Origin of the sequence: Corynebacterium sp. NPDC060344 (assembly GCF_042725215.1) — a bacterium.
GTDB lineage: Bacteria > Actinomycetota > Actinomycetes > Mycobacteriales > Mycobacteriaceae > Corynebacterium.
Genome location: NZ_JBHXCS010000003.1, coordinates 95,491 through 115,200, shown reverse-complemented (window position 1 = coordinate 115,200; position 19,710 = coordinate 95,491). Strand labels below are relative to the sequence as shown.

Below are 19,710 nucleotides of genomic sequence, written 5' to 3'. Positions count from 1 at the left end.
GTGTGTCTCTCCGTTTTCCCGTGTGTCTACAGTTCGATTGCGACGTCGCCGGCGGGCACGCACACGCAGGTGCGGATGCGCTCGCCGGCCTCATGGGTCTCGCCCGTGCGCAGGTCGCGCGCAGTGCCGTCCGCCAGCTGCTGCACGCAGGTCGCGCAGATGCCCATCCGGCAGCCATAGGGCAGCTGGACCCCGGCCCTCTCGCCGGCCTCCAGGATCGTCGTGGCGCCGTCGACCTCGATCTCGCCGCGGCCCGGGAAGCTGACGACGCCGCCCTGGGCGTCCGTGTTGCCCCGGTCGAGGGTGAAGCGCTCCGTGCGCACGCCGGGCAGGCCGGCCTCGAGCTCGTCGAGCATCGCCGACGGACCGCACGCGTAGATCGCGCGGTCGGCGACGTCCGGCACCAGGGCCTTGATCTCGTCGATGGTCAGGCGGCCGTCGATGCCCGTCTCGCGGACGGTGAGGGAATAACCGGGCTGCTGGCTGCTCAAGCGGGCGAGCTCGTCGTCGAAAAGCAGGCCCGCACGGTCGCGGACCGAATGCAGGTGCACGACATCGGCGACGGCGCCCTTGCGCTCGAGATCCCGCAGCATCGACATCACCGGGGTAATGCCGGAGCCGGCGGTGATGAACAGCAGCTTCGCCGGCGGCGGCTCGGGCAGGTGGAAATCACCGGCCGGGGCAGCCAGGCGCACCACCGTGCCGGGGGTGACGTTGGCGACCAGGTGCTGCGACAGGCGGCCCTGGTCCTGGGCCTTGACGGTGACCGTCAGCATGCCGTCGGCCGACTGCGGCGCATTGGTCAGCGAGTACGAGCGCCACACCAGGCGGCCGTCGACGCGGACGCCGATGCCCACGTACTGGCCGGCGCGGAAGTCGGCGGGGACTCCCCAGCCGGGCTTGATGACCAGCTCGACGACGTCGTCGGCCGGGCGCGCCACGCGCTCGATCTGCCCGCGCAGCTCGCGCTTCGACCACAGCGGATTGACCAGACGGGTGTAGTCGTCGGGCATCAGCGGCGTGGACAGGTGACGGAACGCGCTGCGGAGGCGATTGCCAATGCTCACCGGTTCCCCTTTCCGTAGATTACGGAAGCGTAGCTTACGGGCGGGTAACTTTTCGGTCAAGCGCAGGAAAAGATCAGAGCAGCTCCACGAGCATCGGCAGCTCGGCGGCGTCGTACCAGGCCAGGGGGCGCTCCAGGCAATCGCCCACGGTCAGCTCGGCGTCCTCGTCGCCCAGATCCGCGGCGTCGACGGCGGCGATGGCCTTCTCCACGGCCGCGGCCGACTCCTCCACGTCGACATGCACGGCGGCGACGTCGTCCCGCGAGACGGGGCCCGACAGCGCCACGACGGCCTCCCCCATGTCGGGCTTGAGCTCCACGGCGTCATCGGCGACGTCGGCGGCGATGACCACCCGGCGGTGCGGGAACTTGCCGTCGTAGGCCGACAGCAGCCGCAGCGACGCGCGCGAGGCATCGTCGAAGGCGATGTCCGCCAGCTCCTCGTCGTCGCCCTCCACGTAGAACTCGCGCAGCGCGGGAGTCACGGCGAAGGCCCAGCCGCGGCGCGGGACCACGGCATCGTCGTCGAGCAATTCACGGAGCATCCCGAACGTGGCCGGCAGATACACGCGCACTAGAACTCGCCCTCCAGGTCGAACAGCCCCACGATTTCCACGACCGCCCGGTCGAACTGCTGGTAGAACACGCCCACCATGCCGTGCGACACCGCGCCGTGGATGTTGACGATCGAATCGTCGACCAGCACGCAATCGCGCACCGGCAGCCCCAGGCGCTGCGCGGCGATGTCGAAGATCTCCGGCTCGGGCTTCTCCGCCCCGACCTCCCCCGACAGCACGACCGCGTCGACGAGGCCGTCCGCCTCGAACTTCCGGATCGGGTCCGCGTCCGGCCCGCCGGGATCGTTCGACAGCACCGCCAGCGCAACGCCGTTGGCGCGGGCGGCGGTCAGCAGCTTCCGCCACCGCGCCCGCTCTTCGTCGGTGCCGTCCAGGACACCGCAATAATCGATGATGAGACCACGCATGACCACGACAGTAGTTGCCCGCGCCGCGCTTCGCCGACCGCCCCGCCGGGCGGGCGCCCCGGCTGGCTGGCACAATGGCCGCCAGGACTTCGGATCGGGGGATCGGCGGGGATGATCGGGGACATCGGCGAATTGGCGCCGCTGCGGGGTTTCGAGCTGTTGCGGGGCCTGCGGCCGGGTGCCGGGGCCGGCCTTTCGCGTGACGACGGCCGGCCGTCCGGCCCTTCGCTGCCCTCGTGCGGGGACGCCGCGCGCGAGGCGCTGGCGCGGACGATGACGGTGGTCATCGAGGTGCTGTCCGGCCGGCGGCGGCCAGAGGCGCTGGCCGGGGCCGCCATCGACGAGCGCGTGCTCGCCGGCCTGCGCCACCGGCTGCGGGCGGGCGGGATGCGCGGCGCGGTGCTGCGCACCCTCCACCCATCGGGCCGGCCGTGCGGGACCCGCGTCGAATTCGTCGGGTCCTACGCCCACTCGGGCCGGGTGCGGGCCCTGGCCGGGGCGATGATCGACGACGGCCGGGGCTGGACGATCACCGCCCTGCGCTTCATTTAGCGGTTGCGGCCGCGGCGGGCGGACTTGCGGCGCTGGGCGCGGTTGCCCGACTCGCCTTCGGTGCGCTTGGCCTCCGCGGTGCCGTCGGCGGCGGGGCCGGAGTACGTCATCTGCGTCGGCTCGGCCTCGGTGCGGGGCAGCTCGGGGGCAAGCTCCTTCTCGCCGGCCGGCGCCGCCTGCTCGGTCTGCATGACCTGCTTGCGCACCAGGAACAGCTGGCGGATGGACTCTTCCTTGATGCCCTCCATCATGCCGCTGAACATGTCGTAGCCCTCGCGCTGGTACTCCACCAACGGGTCGGCCTGGGCCATGGCGCGCAGGCCGATGCCCTCCTTGAGGTAGTCCATCTCGTAGAGGTGCTCGCGCCACTTGCGGTCCATCACGCCGAGGATGGTGAAGCGCTCCATGTTGCGCATCTGCTCCTCGCCGCCGATCGCCGCGACGGCCTCCTCCAGCTCGTCGTAGTTGCGGCGCACGTCCTCCCGCAGGACCGTCTCCAGGTCCTTGGCGGACAGGTCGCCGGCCGAGCCGTACTCGTCGCCGTCGACCAGCGACTGCCACGACATGGTCGGCCCGTAGAGCGACTCCAGGGCGTTCCACAGCTCGTCGAGGTCCCAGTCCTCCACGTAGCCGTCGGCGGTCGCGCCCGAGACGTAGGCGGCGATGACGTCGTCCTGCATGTCGCGGACCTGGTCCTTCAGGTCCTCGCCGTCGAGGATGCGGCGGCGCTCGGCGTAGACCACCTTGCGCTGCTGGTTCATCACCTCGTCGTACTTGAGCACGTTCTTGCGGACCTCGAAGTTCTGGCTCTCCACCTGCGTCTGCACGCTCTTGATGGAGTTGGACACGACCTTCGAGTCGATGGGGACGTCATCGGGGACGTTGAGGGTGTTCATCAGCGCTTCCATGCGCTGGCCGTTGAAGCGGACCATCAGGTCGTCGCGCATGGACAGGTAGAAGCGGGTCTCGCCCGGATCACCCTGGCGGGCGGTGCGGCCGCGCAGCTGGTTGTCGATGCGCCGCGACTCGTGGCGCTCGGTGCCCAGGACGTAGAGGCCGCCGACCTCGCGGACCTTCTCGGCCTCCTTCTCCGCCGACTCGCGCACGCGGGCGATCTCGGCGTCCCACTCGGCCTCGTACTCCTCCGGCGTCTCCGTCGGGGACAGGCCCTTGGCCCGCAGGTTGAGGTCGGCGATGATGTCCGGGTTGCCGCCGAGCACGATGTCGGTGCCGCGGCCGGCCATGTTGGTGGCCACCGTCACGGCGCCGGGGCGGCCGGCCTCGGCGACGATCTCGGCTTCCTTCTCGTGGTGCTTGGCGTTGAGCACGCTGTGCTTGATGCCCTCGCGCTGCAGCAGCTTGGACAGGTGCTCCGACATCTCCACCGACGCCGTGCCCACCAGCACCGGCTGGCCCTTCTCGTGGCTCTCGCGGATGTCCTCGATGACCGCGTAGAACTTCGACTCCTGCGTCTTGTAGACCAGGTCCGGGTGGTCCTTGCGCTGGTTCGGGCGGTTCGGCGGGATGGCCATGACGTTGAGCTTGTACGTCTGGTGCAGCTCGGCGGCCTCGGTCTCGGCGGTGCCCGTCATGCCGGAGAGCTTGTCGTAGAGGCGGAAGAAGTTCTGCAGGGTCACCGTGGCCAGGGTCTGGTTCTCGTTCTTGATCTCCACGCCCTCCTTCGCCTCGATGGCCTGGTGCATGCCCTCGTTGTAGCGGCGGCCCGCCAGCACGCGGCCGGTGAACTCGTCGACGATGAGGACCTCGCCGTTGCGGATGATGTAGTCCTTGTCGCGGGTGAACAGCTCCTTCGCCTTGATGGCGTTGTTCAGGTAGCTGACCAGCTGCGAGTTCTCCGCGGCGTAGAGGTTGTCGATGCCCAACTGGTCCTCGACGTATGCCACGCCCTCCTCGCGCACGCCGACGGTGCGCTTGCGCACGTCGACCTCGTAGTGGATGTCCAGGCGCATGCCCTTGACGATCCCGGAAAACGCCTGGTACCACTCCGGCGAGCCGTCGGCCGGGCCGGAGATGATCAGCGGGGTGCGGGCCTCGTCGATGAGGATCGAGTCGACCTCGTCCACGATGGCGTAGTGGTGGCCGCGCTGCACCAGGTCGTTGAGGGAGTGCGCCATGTTGTCGCGCAGGTAGTCGAAGCCGAGCTCGTTGTTCGTCCCGTACGTGATGTCGGCGGCGTAGGCCTTGCGGCGCTGGTCGGAGCTGAGCCCCGACAGGATGACGTCGGTCTCCAGGCCGAGGAAGCGGTGCACGCGGCCCATCCATTCGGCGTCGCGCTTGGCCAGGTAGTCGTTGACGGTGACCACGTGCACGCCCTTGCCCTCGAGGGCGTTGAGGTAGGCGGGCAGCACACAGGTCAGCGTCTTGCCCTCGCCGGTCTTCATCTCGGCGACGTTGCCGAAGTGCAGCGCGGCGCCGCCCATGACCTGGACCGGGTAGTGCTTCTGGCCGAGCACGCGCCACGACGCCTCGCGGGCGGTGGCGAACGCCTCCAGCAGCAGGTCGTCGAGAGTCTCGCCGTCCTTGATGCGGGTCTTGAACTCCTCGGTCTTCAGCCGCAGCTCGTCATCCGACAGTGCCGCGTACTCGTCGTCGAGCTCCAGCACCGCGTCCGCGATGCCCTTGAGGCGCTTGACGGCGCGCCCCTCACCGACGCGGAGCAACTTGCTGAAAGAAAACACTGCGGATGGGACCTTTCCGGCAGACGACTCATGTCCGCACCCCACGCGGGGCGCTCAAGTCCCCCAGTATACGAGCAACCCGCACCCCGGTGTGAGGTGCGGGTGCCGATCAGCCGGCGATGCCGACGAACACGATCGCGTTGTTTCCGCCGGTGCACCGGTAGTAGATGTCGTGGCCGGTCATCGTTCCCCGCCGGCAGTCCATCGTGTACCTCTGTTCCGTCACCGGGCTGTAGACCCGCACGCTGAAGCGGTCGGCGAGGAGGTCCTGCTCCCACACCTCGTCCGAAACCCTCTTGGCGAAGGCGCAGCTCGTCTCCGCACTGCCGGTCACGCCTCCGTTGGAGCAGCTCCGGTAGATCTGCCCCTTCCACGGTCCGCGGCGCGCGTGGTTCCCCTCCCGGGAATCAGCCGCCTCCGCCTCCGCCTCCGTCACCGTCTCCGTCACCGGAGCGGCACCGGCGCCCGTCGGCCGCGGCTTGTCGGGCTGTGCGGCAGGCGCCGGCGGCGCAGGCGCGACTGCTTCCCCTCCCCCGTCACGCCCGTCTCCCCCGAAGGCCATGACGGCGACGACGCCGAGGACCACGGCGAGCACCGCGACCAATCCGGCGAGCGCGTAGACGACGCCATTTCCGCCGCCTCCCCGGGCGGGCTGCTGCGGCGGCTGTGGCGGTGGCGCCCACTGCTGGGTCATGGTAGTGTCCCCTTCTCCGGCTTCTGCGCCCAGCTTATCCCTTCGACGGCAAAACCCCCGGCCACCTCCCGAAAACGGGGAGGGCCGGGGGCGCGGGGACGGTGCCTACTGGGCGTCGTCCGCCAGGGCGATCATGCCGTAGTCGTAGGCGTGGCGGCGGTAGACCACGGACGGGCGCCCGGTGGCCTCGTCGACGAAGAGGAAGAAGTCGTGGCCGACGAGCTCCATCTCCGACAGCGCCTCATCCACGGACATCGGGGTGGCCGTGTGCTCCTTGGTGCGCACGACCTTGCCCAGCTGGATCTCCTCGACCTGATCCTCGTACGGATCGGCCTTCGGGGCGGAGTCGGCGGCTTCCTCGACCAGCGTCGCGGTGGCCTCGCCCACGGAGATGGGGGCGCGGTGGCCGGAGCGGCTGATCTTGCGGCGGGCCTTGACCTTGCGCAGCGAGCGCTCCATCTTGCCCAGCGCGGACTCGAGGGCGGCGTAGAAGCTGTCCTCCTTGGCCTCGGCGCGGGCCAGGTGGCCCTTGCCGGTGGCGGTGATCTGGATGCGGTCCGAGCGGTCCGCGCGGCGGGGGTTCGGCTCGTGCTGCAGTTCGACGTGGAAGAACGTCAGGGTCGGATCGAGGCGCTCAATCTTGGCGAGCTTGCCGTTGACTCGCTCGGCGAAGTGTTCCGGGACCTCCACGTTGCGCCCGGTGATGGTCACCTGGGCGTTGGGGCTGAGGACCTCGTTGTTGTCAGCAGGTGTCGTCACTTGCTTCCTACCTCCCGGTATGGCCACCGCCCTTCCGTGAGCGGGATTACTCACGGCGTCCACGGTGACGCGACTAACTGTGCCTCTAGGATACAGACGCGGTTACCCCCGCTGCCACGAACCTGCCGCCCGAATTGCGCGCCGCGCGGGTACTTCCGGGGGCATTTGGCCCTAGGCGTGGGAAAACACGATGACGCCGCCCACCCGGATTCCCAGCGACGCGAGCACGAGCACCGAATGCGCCGCCGTCGCCCCCGTCGTCAACACGTCGTCGACGAGCAGGACCGGCCCCGCGGCGGTGCCCGACGGGACGATCCGGCCCGCGATGTTGCGCCGCCGCCCGGCCGCGGTGAGCCCCGATGAATCCTCCGCCCCCTCGGCCGTGCGCAGCAGCCCCGCCGCCACGCTCGCCCCCGGTATGCGCCCTGCGGCGACCCTGCACGCGGCGGTGACGGGGTCGCCTCCCCGGCGCCTGGCCGCCGAGGCCCGGGTCGGCGCCGGCACGAGCGTCACCCTGCTTTGCGACGGATGCGCCACCGCCCCGTCCGCCGCCAACCTCAGCACGGCCGCCCCGACGACGGCGCCCATCACGTGGCGGGCCGAGTCGTCGCAACGCTCTTTCGCCGCCAGGACCACCGCCCGCCTGGGCCCCGCGTACGCACCGCAGGACCACACCGGCGCGGGCACGTGCACCCGCGGCGACAGGCGCACCGGCGGCCGCGCGAACTCGCCGCGGCACCCCGCGCATGGACTTCCGGGCGACGCCGGGGCCCCGCACCCCGGGCACGCCCCCGGCACCGCGACGTCCGCCAATTCCCCCCACATGCCGTGGAGGCTACTGCACCGTCACCGGCGCTGCCCGGCCCTCGACGCCGGCCACGGCGCGCCAGAACTGCGCCTCGCCCTCGCCGGTGACCAGCTCCATCAGCGCGTTGTCGTCGAGCGCGTAGATCTTCGACGACGTCGCCGTCACCACCGACACCGGCGCGCTGAGGTTGAGCTTCGGCAGCATGTAGTTCACCGACCCGTCCGGGTAGATGCGCCACATCGGCGCCGTCTCGCCGTACGCGCCGACGATGATCGTCGAATTCGGCGCCCACGCCAGCGTCACCGGGGTCGTGCCCTCCGTCAGCGTCAGGCGGCGGGCGTTGGCCAGGCGCCACGGGGCCGACTCGGACTGGACGATGGTGGCGATCCAGATGTTGCCGCCGGCGATCATGGCCACCTGGGTGCCCGACGGGTCGACGCGCAGCTCCGAAATGCCGCCCTCGACCTCGGGGATGCCCGACAGATCGATCTCCTCCACCGCCGGCACTCCGGAAGAATTTCCCACCAGCCGCAGGACCCGGTCGCCGTCGACGACCGTCCACACCGACGCCGCGTCGGGCGACCAGCTCGGGCGGGTGAGGCTCTGGGCGGTGAGCACCGTCTCCGGCTCGCCGCCGACGCGGCCCAGCATCAGCGTGGACTCGCCGGTCCCGCCGCGGTCGTTGCGCGCCACCCCGGCGATGAGGCGGGTGCCGGACTCGTCGACGCCGATGCCCGCCGACACCAGCACCTCCCCGCCCTGCGAGGCCCAGCCCGGCAGGGTCCGCCGGCCGCCGTCGGTCAGCTCGGCGAGTCCGCCGGCTTCGACGGCGTGCAGCGGCGCACGGTCGCCCGGGCCGCGCGTGGGATCGAGGGGGCGCAACTCGTCGGAGTCGCGGGTCCACGGGCCGGGATGCGCCTCCACCAGGGGGCGCCCATCGGCCTCGAGCAGCCACGGGCCGCGGACGTCGGCGGTGGCCAGCGTCCACACGATCTGGGCGGCCAGCAGGCGGCGCAGGGTCTCGTCGAGCTCGTCGACGCCGGTCAGCCGGATCACCCGGCCGGGCCCGCCCTCCTGGCGCCCGACCTCGATGCCGGCCTCCGGCGGCATCGCCGTGGTCACGCCCGGCAGCAGCCGCGGCCGCGGACCCCCGCGCATGGTGCCCAGCAGCTCCATCGCCGCATCCTCGACGCCGCGGTAGATCCAGCGGCGGTCCGGCACGAGCTGATTGCCCGTGGGGTCGACGAAGTACACGTTGCGCGGCGCGTGGCTGTCCAGGAACGCCTGGCGCTCCAGCAGCACGCCGTCCGGCAGTTCGGCGATGCGCCACTGCCCCTCAGAGTTCATGCGCAGCTCGACGTTGTCCTCGTAGAGCGACGACTGTGTCTCGTACGCCCCGCTGCCGGTCAGCGACCCGACGATCGCCGCGCGGGTGCCGAAGCTCCGCGCGTCCCCGTCCGCGCCGCCGTCGCCGATGACGTTGATGCCGTCGACGATCCACGTCCCGTCGTCCGGGTTCCACGTCTCCCGCGCCTCCGGGGTGAGGAAGGCCTTCGCCGCCGCGTACCCGTCGGTCGGGTGCGCCGACGCCGCGTAGAAGTCGCGCAGCACCAGGTCGGGCGCCGCGTCGGCGCGGGGCTCGGGGATCTCGATGTCGTGCGCGGGCGCCTCGAACGTCCGGATCGCCTGGGGCGTGGTGTCGCCGGGCATGGTCGTGCAGCCGCCGAGCGCCAGTGCGGCGGCGCTCGCCGCGGCGACGACGGCCCGTGCCGTCCTTCTGCTGCGCCGGGTCATTGCGCGTCCCCCTCCGCTTCCAGTTCGCGTTCCCCGCGCTTGACGACGATCGCGTCGATCACCTCGGCCTTCGGCACCGGTGCGGGCGACCCGGGCACCTCCAGCGGCAGCGGCTCGCTGTCCACGGGATCGCCGGGGACGAGCGGGAGGCGCAGCCGGAAACAGCTGCCGTGGCCCGGCACGCCGTGGGCCTCCAGCTTGCCGCCGTGGAGCAGCACGTCCTCGCGGGCGATGGCCAGGCCCAGTCCGGTGCCGCCGGTGCGGCGCTCGCGGGAGGGGTCGGCGCGCCAGAAGCGGTTGAACACCAGCTCCTCCTGCTCCGGTTTGAGACCGACGCCGTGGTCGGTGACGGTGCACGCGACGACGCGGTCGTCGGCGCGCAGCGCGACGACGACGGGGTTGCCCTCGGAGTGATCGATGGCGTTGGCCATGAGGTTGCGCAGCACCCGCTCGACCCTGCGCGAGTCGACGCTGGCGGGCACCGGCTCGTCGGGCATGTCCAGGATGACCTCCGTGCCGGTTTCCTGGGCGACGACCTGCAGCGGCTGGTGCGCAGACTCGACGCAGCGGCGCACGTCCACCCGCTCGGCGGAGAGGTCGGCGACGCCGGCGTCGTGGCGGGAGATCTCCAGCAGGTCCGCCAGGAGCATCTCGAAGCGGTCGAGCTCGGCGATCATCAGCTCGGAGGCGCGGCGCGTGCCGGGGTCGAGATCCTCGGCGCCGTCGGCGATGAGGTCGGCGGCCATGCGCACCGTGGTCAGCGGCGTGCGCAGCTCGTGCGACACGTCGGAGGTGAACTGGCGCTGGAGGTCGCCGTATTCCTCCAGCTGGTGGATCTGCAGCGCCAGCGATTCGGCCATCTTGTTGAAGCTCACCGCGAGCCTGGCCATCTCGTCCTCGCCCTCGACGGCCATGCGCTCGCGCAGGTGGCCGGCGGCGAAGCGCTCGGAGATCCGCGCCGCCGACCGCACCGGGCCGGTGACCTGGTTGGCGAACAGCCACGTGATGCCCACCAGCAGCAGGGTCATGACCACGGTCGCGCCGGCGAACAGGCCGCGCACCAGCGCCAGCGTCGATTCCTCCGACGTCAGCGGCATGATCAGGTACAGCTCCAGGCCGGGCACGTCGGCCGACGTCGGGGTGCCGATGACCAGCGCCGAATAATTCGACCCGTCGCGGGCGTCCATGGTGGCGTACTGGTAGCTGATCTGGCCCTGCTGGATGAACGGCCGCAGCTGCGTGGGCACGTACCCGTCGACGGGCGAGCGCACCGCCTCGCCGTCGGCGCCGGGGGCGATGAGCACGGCCTCGTACACCGTCGCCGCCCCGGACGCCGACCCCGTCTCGCGGTCGGCGATCGCCTCGCGGCCGACGTTGAGCTTGGCCTGCGTGCCATCGGCCCCGGAGGCGGCGATGGTCTGCTCGACGGCCACCCGGGCGCGGTCGATCTCCTCGTTGGCGACGGTGAACTTCGCGTCGAGCAGCCGCTGCGCCACGATGGACACCAGCGCGAAACCGAGCATGCCGACGACGAGCACCGACACGACCATGACGGACGTGACCACGCGGACCTGCAGCGACGTGCGCCAGGCGCGCATCACGCGGCGCCACTTCGCCCCCAGCCGCTCGCCGAGCTCGCGCATCCCCTCCGACATGGGTCCCCTGCTACTCGCCGGTCTTGTAGCCGACGCCGCGGACCGTCAGCACGATGCGCGGGTTCTCCGGGTCCTGCTCGATCTTGGAGCGAAGGCGCTGGACGTGGACGTTGACCAGGCGGGTGTCGGAGGAATGGCGGTAGCCCCACACCTTCTCCAGCAGCTCCTCGCGGCTGAACACCTGCTTGGGACGCTGGGCAAGGGCCAGCAGCAGATCGAACTCGAGCGGGGTCAGCGAGATCTCGCGGCCGCCGCGCGACACGGCGTGGCCGGGGACGTCGATGACCAGGTCGCCGACCTCGATGACCTCGCCGGGCTCGTCGTCCTGGCGGCGCAGGCGGGCGCGCACGCGGGCGACGAGCTCCTTCGGCTTGAACGGCTTGGTCACGTAATCGTCCGCGCCGGACTCCAGGCCCAGCACGACGTCGACGGTGTCGGTCTTCGCCGTGAGCATGATGATGGGCACCGCGCTGTCCTCGCGCACGTTGCGGCACACGTCGACGCCGCCCATGCCGGGCAGCATCAGGTCGAGCAGGATCAGGTCCGGGTGCTCGCGCGTCGCGGCCTCGACCGCTTCCAGCCCATCGCCGACCACCACGGTGTCGAAGCCCTCGCGCTGGAGGACCATGGTCAACATTTCGGCGATGGCGGGGTCGTCGTCGACGACCAGGATTTTGGCGCTCATGCGCCCCATCCTATCCGCCCGGGCGGATCGGCCGTCCGAGGTCCTCGAGGATCCGCGCGGCGAGCCCCTCCGCGGAGTCCCCCGCGACGTGCCACGGCGAGGCCCACGACTCCGCCGCCAGGTCCGAATACGCCGCGGCGACGCGCGCCTGCAGCCCGCCGTCGCGCTCGTAGGCGTCGCGGGTGCGCGAGACGTCGGCGGCCTCGCGGTGCTCGGCCCGGCGAGCGGCTTCGGCCACGCCGGTGCCCAGATGCACCTGCAGGTCCGGCACCGGCATCGCGTGCCGGCCGAACTCCTGCTCGCGCACCCAGTCCACGATCGCCCGGTCGCCGGTGCGCCCCCACGAGTACGCGGCGTTGGAGGCCACGTACCGGTCGAGCACCAGCACGTCGGCGGTCTCGGCCGCCGCGATGACCTCGTCGCGCAGGTCCCGGCGGTCCAGGGCGAACAACAGCGCCATCGCCCACGCCGACTCCGCGACGTCGCCGAGCCGCCCATGCAGGGCGTCGTCGGCGAAGTCCGCGAAGGGGGTCCGGCCGTACGCGGGGAAACCGAGCTTTGCGACGGTCACGCCGGCGTCGTCAAGCGTGCTTTCCAGGGCCCGCGACAGCGTGTTCTTGCCTGCCCCGTCGATGCCCTCGATCGCGACGATGTACCCCATGGCTAGTAGCGGTAGTGCTCGGGCTTGAACGGGCCCTCGACGTCGACGCCGATGTACTCCGCCTGCTCCTTCGTCAGCGTGGTCAGCGACCCGCCCAGCGCCTCCACGTGGATGCGCGCGACCTTCTCGTCGAGGATCTTCGGCAGGCGGTAGACCTGATTGTCGTACTCGTCGCCCTTGGTGAACAGCTCGATCTGCGCGATCGTCTGGTCCGCGAAGGACGTGGACATGACGAACGACGGGTGGCCCGTGGCGTTGCCCAGGTTGAGCAGGCGGCCCTCCGACAGGACGATGAGCGACTTGACCTCGCCGTCCTCGTGCTCGAAGCGGTACTCGGCGACCTGCGGCTTGATCTCGATGCGCTCGACGTCGTCGCGGTGGTGCAGCGCGTGCATGTCGATCTCGTTGTCGAAGTGGCCGATGTTGCCCAGCAGCGCGTGGTTCTTCATCTTGCGCATCTGGTCGAAGGTGATGATGCCCATGTTGCCCGTCGCCGTGATGACCACGTCGGCGTCGGCGATGGCCTCGTCGACCGTGACCACCGGGAAGCCGTCCATGAGCGCCTGCAGTGCGTTGATCGGGTCGGCCTCGGTGACGCGCACCCGCGCGCCCTGGCCGGCCATGGCCTCCGCCGAGCCCTTGCCCACGTCGCCGTAGCCGCACACCAGGACGTTCTTGCCGCCCAGCAGCATGTCGGTGCCGCGGTTGATGCCGTCGAGCAGCGAATGGCGGGTGCCGTACTTGTTGTCGAACTTTGACTTGGTCACCGCGTCGTTGACGTTCATCGCGGGGAAGGGCAGCACGCCCTCCTCCGCGAAGTGGTACAGGCGGTGGACGCCCGTCGTCGTCTCCTCCGTGACGCCCTTGACCGCCTCGGCGGTGCGGGTCCACAGGTCCGGCTTGTCGGCCAGCACGCGGCGCAGCATCTCCTTGAAGGCGACGAACTCGTCGGAGTCGTCCTCCTCCACCGGCGGGACGACGCCGGCTTCCTCGTACTGGCGGCCGCGGATGACCGCCATCGTGGCGTCGCCGCCGTCGTCGAGGATCATGTTCGGCAGCTCATCGCCCCAGTCGAAGATGCGCTCCAGGCACCACCAGTACTCGTCGAGGGTCTCGCCCTTCCACGCGAACACCGGCACGCCCTTCGGGTCTTCCGGGGTGCCCTCCGGGCCGACGACGACCGCCGCGGCGGCCTCGTCCTGCGTGGAGTAGATGTTGCACGACGCCCAGCGGACCTCGGCGCCCAGCGCCACCAGCGTCTCGATGAGCACCGCCGTCTGCACCGTCATGTGGATCGACCCGGCGATGCGCGCGCCGGCCAGCGGCTGCTCCGCGCCGTACTCCTCGCGCAGGGCCATCAGGCCCGGCATCTCGTGCTCGGCCAGGCGGATCTGGTGTCGGCCGGCCTCCGCGAGCGAGACATCTGCGACCTTGTGCTCGATGACAGTCTGGGACATGCGACCTCTTCCATGTGCGTTGCGGCGATCGCAACCAGGTTAGTTGACGGCCTCGGCGAAGTCCTCGACGGCCTCCTGCTCCTCTTCGTTCAGGCCGGGCACCAGGGCGTCGAAGGTCTCGGCCGCCGCCTCGCGCAGCTCCTCCGGGCACGACCCGATGCCCTCGCGGATGAAGGGGTACTCGTCGACGAGGTGGCCGGCGCTGAACGGGGCGCCCGACCAGATCGCGGCGACGGTCGCGGCGCCCAGGCCCGCGCGGGCCTCGTCGTCGTCCGCGTCGCCGGCGGCCAGGCGGCAGGCGTCGCGCAGGACGTCGGAGAGATCGTCGCCGTCGAGGGACGACGCCTCCTCGAAGAGATCGGTGACGGCATCGCTGCGGAAGATGATGGAATCCCAGGTGGACATTGGCGCTTCTCCTTCGGGTGCAGGACGGGTGATCGCCTATACCCCGATGTTCTACCCCACCCGGCCTCGCGGCGGCGAGTGTTCGCGGGCACTACCGGTTCCATAACGAGTGTGTTAAGTTAACCGACCAAACGGTGACCGAATCGTTATCTCAGCGCCTCCGACGGTGCCGGGGTACGGTGCAACCGTCATTCACCCTCGGAAGGAGACGTGGAGCATGCGCACCAGGACCGCAGGACTGGGCATCACCGCCCTTGTGGCCACCGCCATCGCCAGTTGCGCCGGCGCGGGGGCCGTCGACGGCCCCGCCCCCGTCGAGCCCGCCGAGGGTCCGCTGCCCCGCGTCGCCGACGACCCGGGCCCCGGCTCGACGTCCGCGACGTCGGCCCTCAACGAGGCGCCGGACCGCGCGACCACCGTCGTGCCGTCCCCGCAGCGCCCGGGCCGCGGCACCATCGCCGATGATCCGTACCTTCCCCCGCGCGCCGTCATCCCCGACGAGCCCGCGGTGACGCCGGCTCCCCCGACGTCCACCCGCCCGGCCCCGCCGTCGACGACGACGCCGCCGGAGGAGTCGGAGGAGACCGAGACTCCCCGCCCGACGCTGCCCACCCCGCAGCGCCCCCGCCCGCTGCTGCCGCCGGGCATCCCCGATTGGAACTTCGGAGACGAGGAGCGCGGCGAGGAGGAGCCGGGGAAGGTGGACAACGACACGGACACCGAATCCACCACCGACTCCGAGAACGGCACCGACTCCACCACCGGCACTGCACCGACGACCAAGCCGACCACCACCCCGCAGACGGCTCCGCAGACTTCACCGGCCGCGGAGACCACCACCGGGTCGGCCGAAGACTAGAGGCTAGACCGGCACCGACGCCACGAAGGCTTCGGCGGTTCCCCCGCCGACCGACCGCAGCATGCGGGGGCCTTCCGCGGCGGGCACCCACGCCGCCCGCCCGGGCACCAGGCGCACCTCCCCCGATTCGGAGGACAATTCGGCGGCGCCGTCGACGACGAGGACGATCATCGCGCCCTCCGCGGGCACCTCGGCCCCGCTGTCTGCCGCCACCGAGACGCGGTCCAGGCGGAATTCGCCGGCCGGCGTCGGGTACGACGCCACGGAGCCCTCCACCACCGGCTCGACCACGGGGTCGTCGGCGGGAGTGAAGTCCAGCACGCGCAGCAGCTCGACGACGTCGACGTGCTTCGACGTCATGCCGCCGCGCAGGACGTTGTCGGAGTTGGCCATGATCTCCACGCCCATCCCCTCCAGGTAGGCGTGCAGCTGGCCGGCGCCCATGTAGATGCCCTCGCCCGGCTCCAGCGTGATCCGGTTGAGCAGCATCGACGCCAGCACACCCGGGTCCCCCGGGTAGCGCGACGCGATGTCGGCGGTCGTCGCGGCGACCTCGCCGACCCAGCCGCCGCCCTCGTACGCCTCGCAGGCGGCGCGCACGCGCTCGACCAGATCGCCCAACACCCGGCTGGGCAGGGTCAGCCACGTCGTGAACAGCGCGCGCAGCCCCTCCGCCGGCGACGGGGCGTCCAGCAGAACCGTGTAGTGGCCGAGCTCGGGGATCGCCAGGGCGTCGAAAAGCTCCTTGGTCCGCTCCACCGGCCGGAACCCGGCCAGCGCGTGGAACCGGGTCAGGGCGACGATGAGCTCCGGCTTGTGGTTCGCATCGCGGTAATTGCGGTGCGGCGCCGTGGGGGCGATGCCGCGCGCGTTCTCCGCGGCGTAGCCCTCCCGCGCCTGCTCCAGCGTGGGATGCGCCTGCAGCGACAGGGGCTCCTCGGCGGCGAGGATCTTCAGCAGGAACGGCAGCGTGCCGTCTGCCAGCTCCGCCGCCGGGCCCAGCGCCGCGGGCGGATCATCGGCGATGACGTCGGTCAACGGCCGCCCGCCGACCGTCGACGGGGACAGCGGATGCGCTCCGAACCAGGCCTCCGCCTGCGGGCGCGCCGACGGCGACGCCTGCCCCATGAGCTCCGCGATCAACGTGCGCGACCCCCACGGGTACGACTGCATGACCGCGTCGATGCGCTCCATCAGGCCGTCAATCCTCCTCAGGTACATAAGCCGCCGCCGCAGCCACGCGGGCGGCGGTGACGCAGACGTCCACCAGCGGATGGCGGACCTCGACCTCCTCGGCGGGGCATTCCACGCGGGCCCATTCGAAGGGCTCCAGGCGCGCGCGCACGGCGGGCGCGTCGGCCGGGGAGGTCACGGCAATAACGCTCAAGGGTAGCACCCGGCCCCCGTCGGCCGGCCCATCGATGAGGGGGTCGTGGAAAAGATCGTCGATGGCCGCCTGCTGCGACGGGGCCAGCGCCACCGACGCCCGCAGCATGTCCGACACCGTCGTGCCGTGTGCGGGCACTCCCGCATCGAGCAGCCACGCCGCCGCCAGCTCCGCCACCGTGCGCCACACGTCGCCCTCGCCGGCGACGACGACGGCATGCCCGCGCAGCCACTCCGCCCACTGGCGTGCCGGGTTGACCAGCAGGTCGCGGTCCGGGGCGCACGCGATGGATTCCTCGTCGACCGCATCGGCGACGTCGCCGAGCACCGCCGCCGGGCCCAGCGCCGTGACGCGCGCCGCGGTGAGCGCCCCCAGCACCGCGCCCAGATAGCCGCAGAACGAACCCACGGCCGACATCGCCGGCCGCGGCACAACCACGGTGCGCGGCGACGCGGCGGCGCGCACCGGCCCCTCCCCCGGATCGACGAGCACCGTCGCCGCACCCCGGCGATCGGCCTCCGCCAGCACCTCCGCGATCGGGTCGCCCGGATCGTCGGTGAGCACGAACACCAGGTCCAGCGCGCCCACGAACCGCGGCAGCGACCGGGCGATGGTGATCGGCGCCCTCGCGTCGGCGGCCAACGCGATGACGGCCTCCGCCGCCAGCCGGGCACGGGATTCGTTGGTGATCAGGACGACGGCGCGGGGTTCCGGCAGGCCGTCGAAAAGCCCCTCGGCGGCGGCCGACGCGGCCGCGCGCAAATGCGGGCCCTCGGCGGCCGCGATCAACGGCAAGCTATGCGGGTCCATGCCCCCAGCATGCCGCAAAACCGGTCAGGAGCGGATGATCGACAGCACCTCGCCGACGATCGCGTCGACCTCTTCGCGCGTCGGGGCCTCGACGTTGAGGCGCAGCAGCGGCTCCGTGTTCGACGCGCGGACGTTGAACCACGCCTTCGAATCCTTCAGGCCGATGGTCAGGCCGTCGACCCAGTCGTGGTCGCGGGTGCGGGCGGCGAAGAGCTCGGAGATCTTCTGCTGCTTCTCCACCTGCTCCGCCGCCGAACCCAGGCGCGAGTTGATCTCGCCGGACTGCTCGTAGCGGTCGAACTCCGCCATGAACTCGCTCAGCGGCTTGTCCTGCTCCGCCAGCGCCGCCAGCACGTGCAGCGCGGCGAGCATGCCGGAGTCGGCGTTCCAAAATTCGCGGAAGTAGAAGTGCGCCGAGTGCTCGCCGCCGAAGACCGCCGACGTCTCCGCCATCTGGGCCTTGATGAACGAGTGCCCCACCCGCGTGCGCACCGGGATGCCGCCGGACTCGATGATCAGCTCCGGCACCACCGACGACGTGATCAGGTTGTGGATGACCACCGCGCCCGGCTCGTCCTCCAGGTAACGCGTGGCGATGAGCGCGCAGATCGCCGACGGCGACACCGGGTCGCCCTTCTCGTCGACGACGAAGCAGCGGTCGGCGTCGCCGTCGAAGGCCAGGCCGATGTCGGCGCCCTGCTCGACGGTGAACTTCTGCAGGTCCACCAGGTTGGCCGGCTCCAGCGGGTTGGCCTCGTGGTTGGGGAAGTTGCCGTCGAGCTCGAAGTACAGGTCGCGGACGTCGCAGACCTCGCCGAGCACCGCCGGGGCCGTCAGGCCCGCCATGCCGTTGCCGGCGTCGACGGCGACGGTGAGTTTCCGGCCGGCGGTGAGGTCGACCAGCTCGCGCAGGAAGCCCGCGTACCCGTCCAGGACGTCGCGCTCGGTGATCTCGCCGGCCTCGCCGCCGAACTCCGGGACGCCCTCGACGAGCAGGTCTTTGATCTCGTTCAGGCCGGACTCCTGGCCCACGGGGCGCGCGCCAGAGCGGCAGAGCTTGATGCCGTTGTACTCGGCCGGGTTGTGCGACGCGGTGAACATCGCGCCCGGGCAGTTGAGGGTGCCCGACGCGTAGTACAGCTGGTCCGTCGACGTCAGGCCCAGCATGACCACGTCGACGCCCTGGGCCGCGGCACCCTCCGCGAACGCGCGGGACAGGCCCGGCGACGAGTCGCGCATGTCGTGGCCGACGGCGATGGTCTCCGCCCCCTCGCCGCGCATGAGCAGGCCGAACGCCGCGCCGGCGTCGCGCATGAGCTCCTCGTCGATGCCATCGCCCACCACGCCGCGAACGTCGTAGGCCTTGATCACGGCGTCGATCGCCGCCCGGCTGCGCTTGGTCACTGGTGCCGTCCTCGCTCCTGGTCGTATGTCTTGACGGAGCGGAATGTTACCCCTATTCGTCCTCGGGGTCGGGCACCACGTGCAGATGCGTGCGGGCGGGCCGTCGCGACGGGTGGCGGGCGGCGTCGACCTGCGACCAACGGGGCTCGCCCTCGTCGCGCAGGACCAGGCCGGTGGCCTGGCGGCCGGCTTCGCGGACGGCCTCGGCCAGCGCCGTCAGGTCATCGTCGTCGGCGCGTTCGGCGGGCAGGTCGTAGCGGACCAGCTCCCAGCCGAGGGGGGCGGTGATGGACTGCGCGTGGCGTTCGCACAGGTCCCAGCTATGGGGCTCGCTGGCGGCGGCCAGCGGCCCGACGACGGCGGTGGACTCGGAGTATGCGTAGGTCAGGGTGGCGATGGCGGGCTTGCCGCACCCCGGCCTGCAGCAGCGGCGGAATTGACTCACGCCCGGAAGTCTAGACCCTGGGTTGAGGTTTGTGCAGTCCCTCCCTCACATTCAGGGCCCGGCTTGCTTTGCGACGGAGCGCCTCCACCCGGTTCACCCGGCACCCCCATAGACTTGGCGCCCATGAACGTCTCCCGCCGCATCGAGCGCCGCGGCCGCGGCCCGCGCGGCCCCCTCCTCCCGCCGGAGGTGCCTCGGTGGCGCAGCCGCACCGAGGCGTTCGACCAGGCCGTCCTCGACGCCTACGCCCCCATCGAGGCACGCTGGCACGATCAGCTCGCCCACCTCGACATCGCGGTGGACACGGTCCCGCTGATGCACCTGCACCCCGGCGCCCTGCTTCCCGACGAAGTCGCCGCCGATGGCCCCATCCCCCTCGGCCGCCTCATCCCCGCCGGCGTGGATCGCCAGGGCAGGCCGACGAGGCCGCGGATCGTGGTGTTCCGCCGGCCCGTCGAAAAGCGGGCCCCGACGTCGTCCGACCTGCAGGACGTCCTGCGCAACGTGCTGGCCCGCCTGGTCGCCGTGCACCTCAACATCGACCCCGCCGCCGTCGACCCGGGCTACGACGACGGGTTCTAGGCG

20 protein-coding genes are annotated in these 19,710 nt (G+C 71.3%); 3 read left to right on the top strand and 17 right to left on the bottom strand.

Features of this window, described 5'->3' with window-relative positions; translation table 11 throughout:
• Window positions 1-26 precede the first annotated feature (26 nt).
• The 3 genes from ACFWGD_RS05460 to ACFWGD_RS05450 all read right to left on the bottom strand — a co-directional run bounded on the left by ACFWGD_RS05460 (window position 27) and on the right by ACFWGD_RS05450 (window position 2,126).
• Window positions 27-1,013 carry a ferredoxin reductase gene (locus tag ACFWGD_RS05460; protein WP_377777753.1) on the bottom strand — a complete coding sequence of 329 codons (987 nt, stop codon included), beginning with the start codon at window positions 1,011-1,013 and terminating at the stop codon, window positions 27-29.
• A 127-nt stretch (window positions 1,014-1,140) separates the two neighbouring features.
• Window positions 1,141-1,641: a DUF6912 family protein gene (locus ACFWGD_RS05455; protein ID WP_377777584.1), complete on the bottom strand. Its 501-nt coding sequence runs from the start codon at window positions 1,639-1,641 to the stop codon at window positions 1,141-1,143.
• The gene (locus ACFWGD_RS05450; RefSeq protein WP_377777582.1) at window positions 1,641-2,126 is read right to left on the bottom strand and encodes an HAD family hydrolase; all 486 of its coding nucleotides are present in this window, start codon (window positions 2,124-2,126) and stop codon (window positions 1,641-1,643) included. Before ACFWGD_RS05450 ends, ACFWGD_RS05455 begins: the two co-directional genes overlap by 1 nt.
• Window positions 2,127-2,162: 36 nt before the next feature.
• Between ACFWGD_RS05450 and ACFWGD_RS05445 the strand changes: the two genes are divergently transcribed.
• A complete protein-coding gene (locus ACFWGD_RS05445; protein ID WP_377777581.1) occupies window positions 2,163-2,603 on the top strand; it encodes an Rv3235 family protein in 441 nt (146 codons plus the stop codon).
• Here the strand turns inward: ACFWGD_RS05445 and secA are convergent.
• The 10 genes from secA to ACFWGD_RS05395 all read right to left on the bottom strand — a co-directional run bounded on the left by secA (window position 2,600) and on the right by ACFWGD_RS05395 (window position 14,220).
• Window positions 2,600-5,302, bottom strand: coding sequence for a preprotein translocase subunit SecA (gene secA, locus ACFWGD_RS05440; RefSeq protein WP_377777579.1), 2,703 nt, complete (start codon window positions 5,300-5,302; stop codon window positions 2,600-2,602). The genes ACFWGD_RS05445 and secA overlap by 4 nt on opposite strands.
• 109 nt (window positions 5,303-5,411) lie before the next feature.
• Complete coding sequence (locus tag ACFWGD_RS05435) at window positions 5,412-5,996, bottom strand: hypothetical protein (protein ID WP_377777578.1); 585 nt, start codon at window positions 5,994-5,996, stop codon at window positions 5,412-5,414.
• Between the two features lie 105 nt (window positions 5,997-6,101).
• Window positions 6,102-6,755, bottom strand: a complete 654-nt coding sequence (hpf, locus tag ACFWGD_RS05430) for a ribosome hibernation-promoting factor, HPF/YfiA family (protein WP_377777577.1) — start codon at window positions 6,753-6,755, stop codon at window positions 6,102-6,104.
• A gap of 171 nt (window positions 6,756-6,926) precedes the next feature.
• A complete protein-coding gene (locus ACFWGD_RS05425) occupies window positions 6,927-7,580 on the bottom strand; it encodes a ComF family protein (RefSeq protein ID WP_377777576.1) in 654 nt (217 codons plus the stop codon).
• Between the two features lie 10 nt (window positions 7,581-7,590).
• A complete protein-coding gene (locus tag ACFWGD_RS05420; RefSeq protein ID WP_377777575.1) occupies window positions 7,591-9,357 on the bottom strand; it encodes an LpqB family beta-propeller domain-containing protein in 1,767 nt (588 codons plus the stop codon).
• Window positions 9,354-11,012 carry an MtrAB system histidine kinase MtrB gene (gene mtrB / locus ACFWGD_RS05415; protein WP_377777574.1) on the bottom strand — a complete coding sequence of 553 codons (1,659 nt, stop codon included), beginning with the start codon at window positions 11,010-11,012 and terminating at the stop codon, window positions 9,354-9,356. The genes ACFWGD_RS05420 and mtrB overlap by 4 nt, the downstream gene beginning before the upstream one ends.
• A gap of 10 nt (window positions 11,013-11,022) precedes the next feature.
• The gene (gene mtrA / locus ACFWGD_RS05410; protein ID WP_377777573.1) at window positions 11,023-11,697 is read right to left on the bottom strand and encodes an MtrAB system response regulator MtrA; all 675 of its coding nucleotides are present in this window, start codon (window positions 11,695-11,697) and stop codon (window positions 11,023-11,025) included.
• A 10-nt stretch (window positions 11,698-11,707) separates the two neighbouring features.
• The gene (locus tag ACFWGD_RS05405; protein ID WP_377777572.1) at window positions 11,708-12,358 is read right to left on the bottom strand and encodes a dTMP kinase; all 651 of its coding nucleotides are present in this window, start codon (window positions 12,356-12,358) and stop codon (window positions 11,708-11,710) included.
• Between the two features lie 2 nt (window positions 12,359-12,360).
• Window positions 12,361-13,815, bottom strand: coding sequence for an adenosylhomocysteinase (ahcY, locus tag ACFWGD_RS05400; RefSeq protein ID WP_377777571.1), 1,455 nt, complete (start codon window positions 13,813-13,815; stop codon window positions 12,361-12,363).
• Window positions 13,816-13,854: 39 nt separating this feature from the next.
• Window positions 13,855-14,220: a hypothetical protein gene (locus ACFWGD_RS05395; RefSeq protein WP_377777570.1), complete on the bottom strand. Its 366-nt coding sequence runs from the start codon at window positions 14,218-14,220 to the stop codon at window positions 13,855-13,857.
• Between the two features lie 217 nt (window positions 14,221-14,437).
• Here ACFWGD_RS05395 and ACFWGD_RS05390 point away from each other — a divergent pair, with 217 nt between their 5' ends.
• On the top strand, window positions 14,438-15,079 hold the full coding sequence (locus tag ACFWGD_RS05390; RefSeq protein WP_377777569.1) for a hypothetical protein: 642 nt from the start codon (window positions 14,438-14,440) through the stop codon (window positions 15,077-15,079).
• A gap of 3 nt (window positions 15,080-15,082) precedes the next feature.
• Here the strand turns inward: ACFWGD_RS05390 and manA are convergent, their stop codons facing one another.
• The 4 genes from manA to ACFWGD_RS05370 are packed head-to-tail and all read right to left on the bottom strand — an operon-like array spanning window position 15,083 to window position 19,125.
• A complete protein-coding gene (manA, locus tag ACFWGD_RS05385) occupies window positions 15,083-16,273 on the bottom strand; it encodes a mannose-6-phosphate isomerase, class I (protein WP_377777568.1) in 1,191 nt (396 codons plus the stop codon).
• Window positions 16,274-16,280: 7 nt separating this feature from the next.
• Window positions 16,281-17,276, bottom strand: coding sequence for a hypothetical protein (locus tag ACFWGD_RS05380; RefSeq protein WP_377777567.1), 996 nt, complete (start codon window positions 17,274-17,276; stop codon window positions 16,281-16,283).
• A 24-nt stretch (window positions 17,277-17,300) separates the two neighbouring features.
• A complete protein-coding gene (locus ACFWGD_RS05375; protein ID WP_377777566.1) occupies window positions 17,301-18,680 on the bottom strand; it encodes a phosphomannomutase/phosphoglucomutase in 1,380 nt (459 codons plus the stop codon).
• A 52-nt stretch (window positions 18,681-18,732) separates the two neighbouring features.
• Window positions 18,733-19,125 (bottom strand): DUF3499 domain-containing protein, encoded by a 393-nt coding sequence (locus ACFWGD_RS05370; protein WP_377777564.1) that lies wholly within the window; start codon window positions 19,123-19,125, stop codon window positions 18,733-18,735.
• A gap of 123 nt (window positions 19,126-19,248) precedes the next feature.
• Between ACFWGD_RS05370 and ACFWGD_RS05365 the strand changes: the two genes are divergently transcribed.
• Entirely contained in the window at window positions 19,249-19,707 is a 459-nt protein-coding gene (locus ACFWGD_RS05365) for a metallopeptidase family protein (protein ID WP_377777563.1), read from the top strand.
• Window positions 19,708-19,710 lie beyond the last annotated feature (3 nt).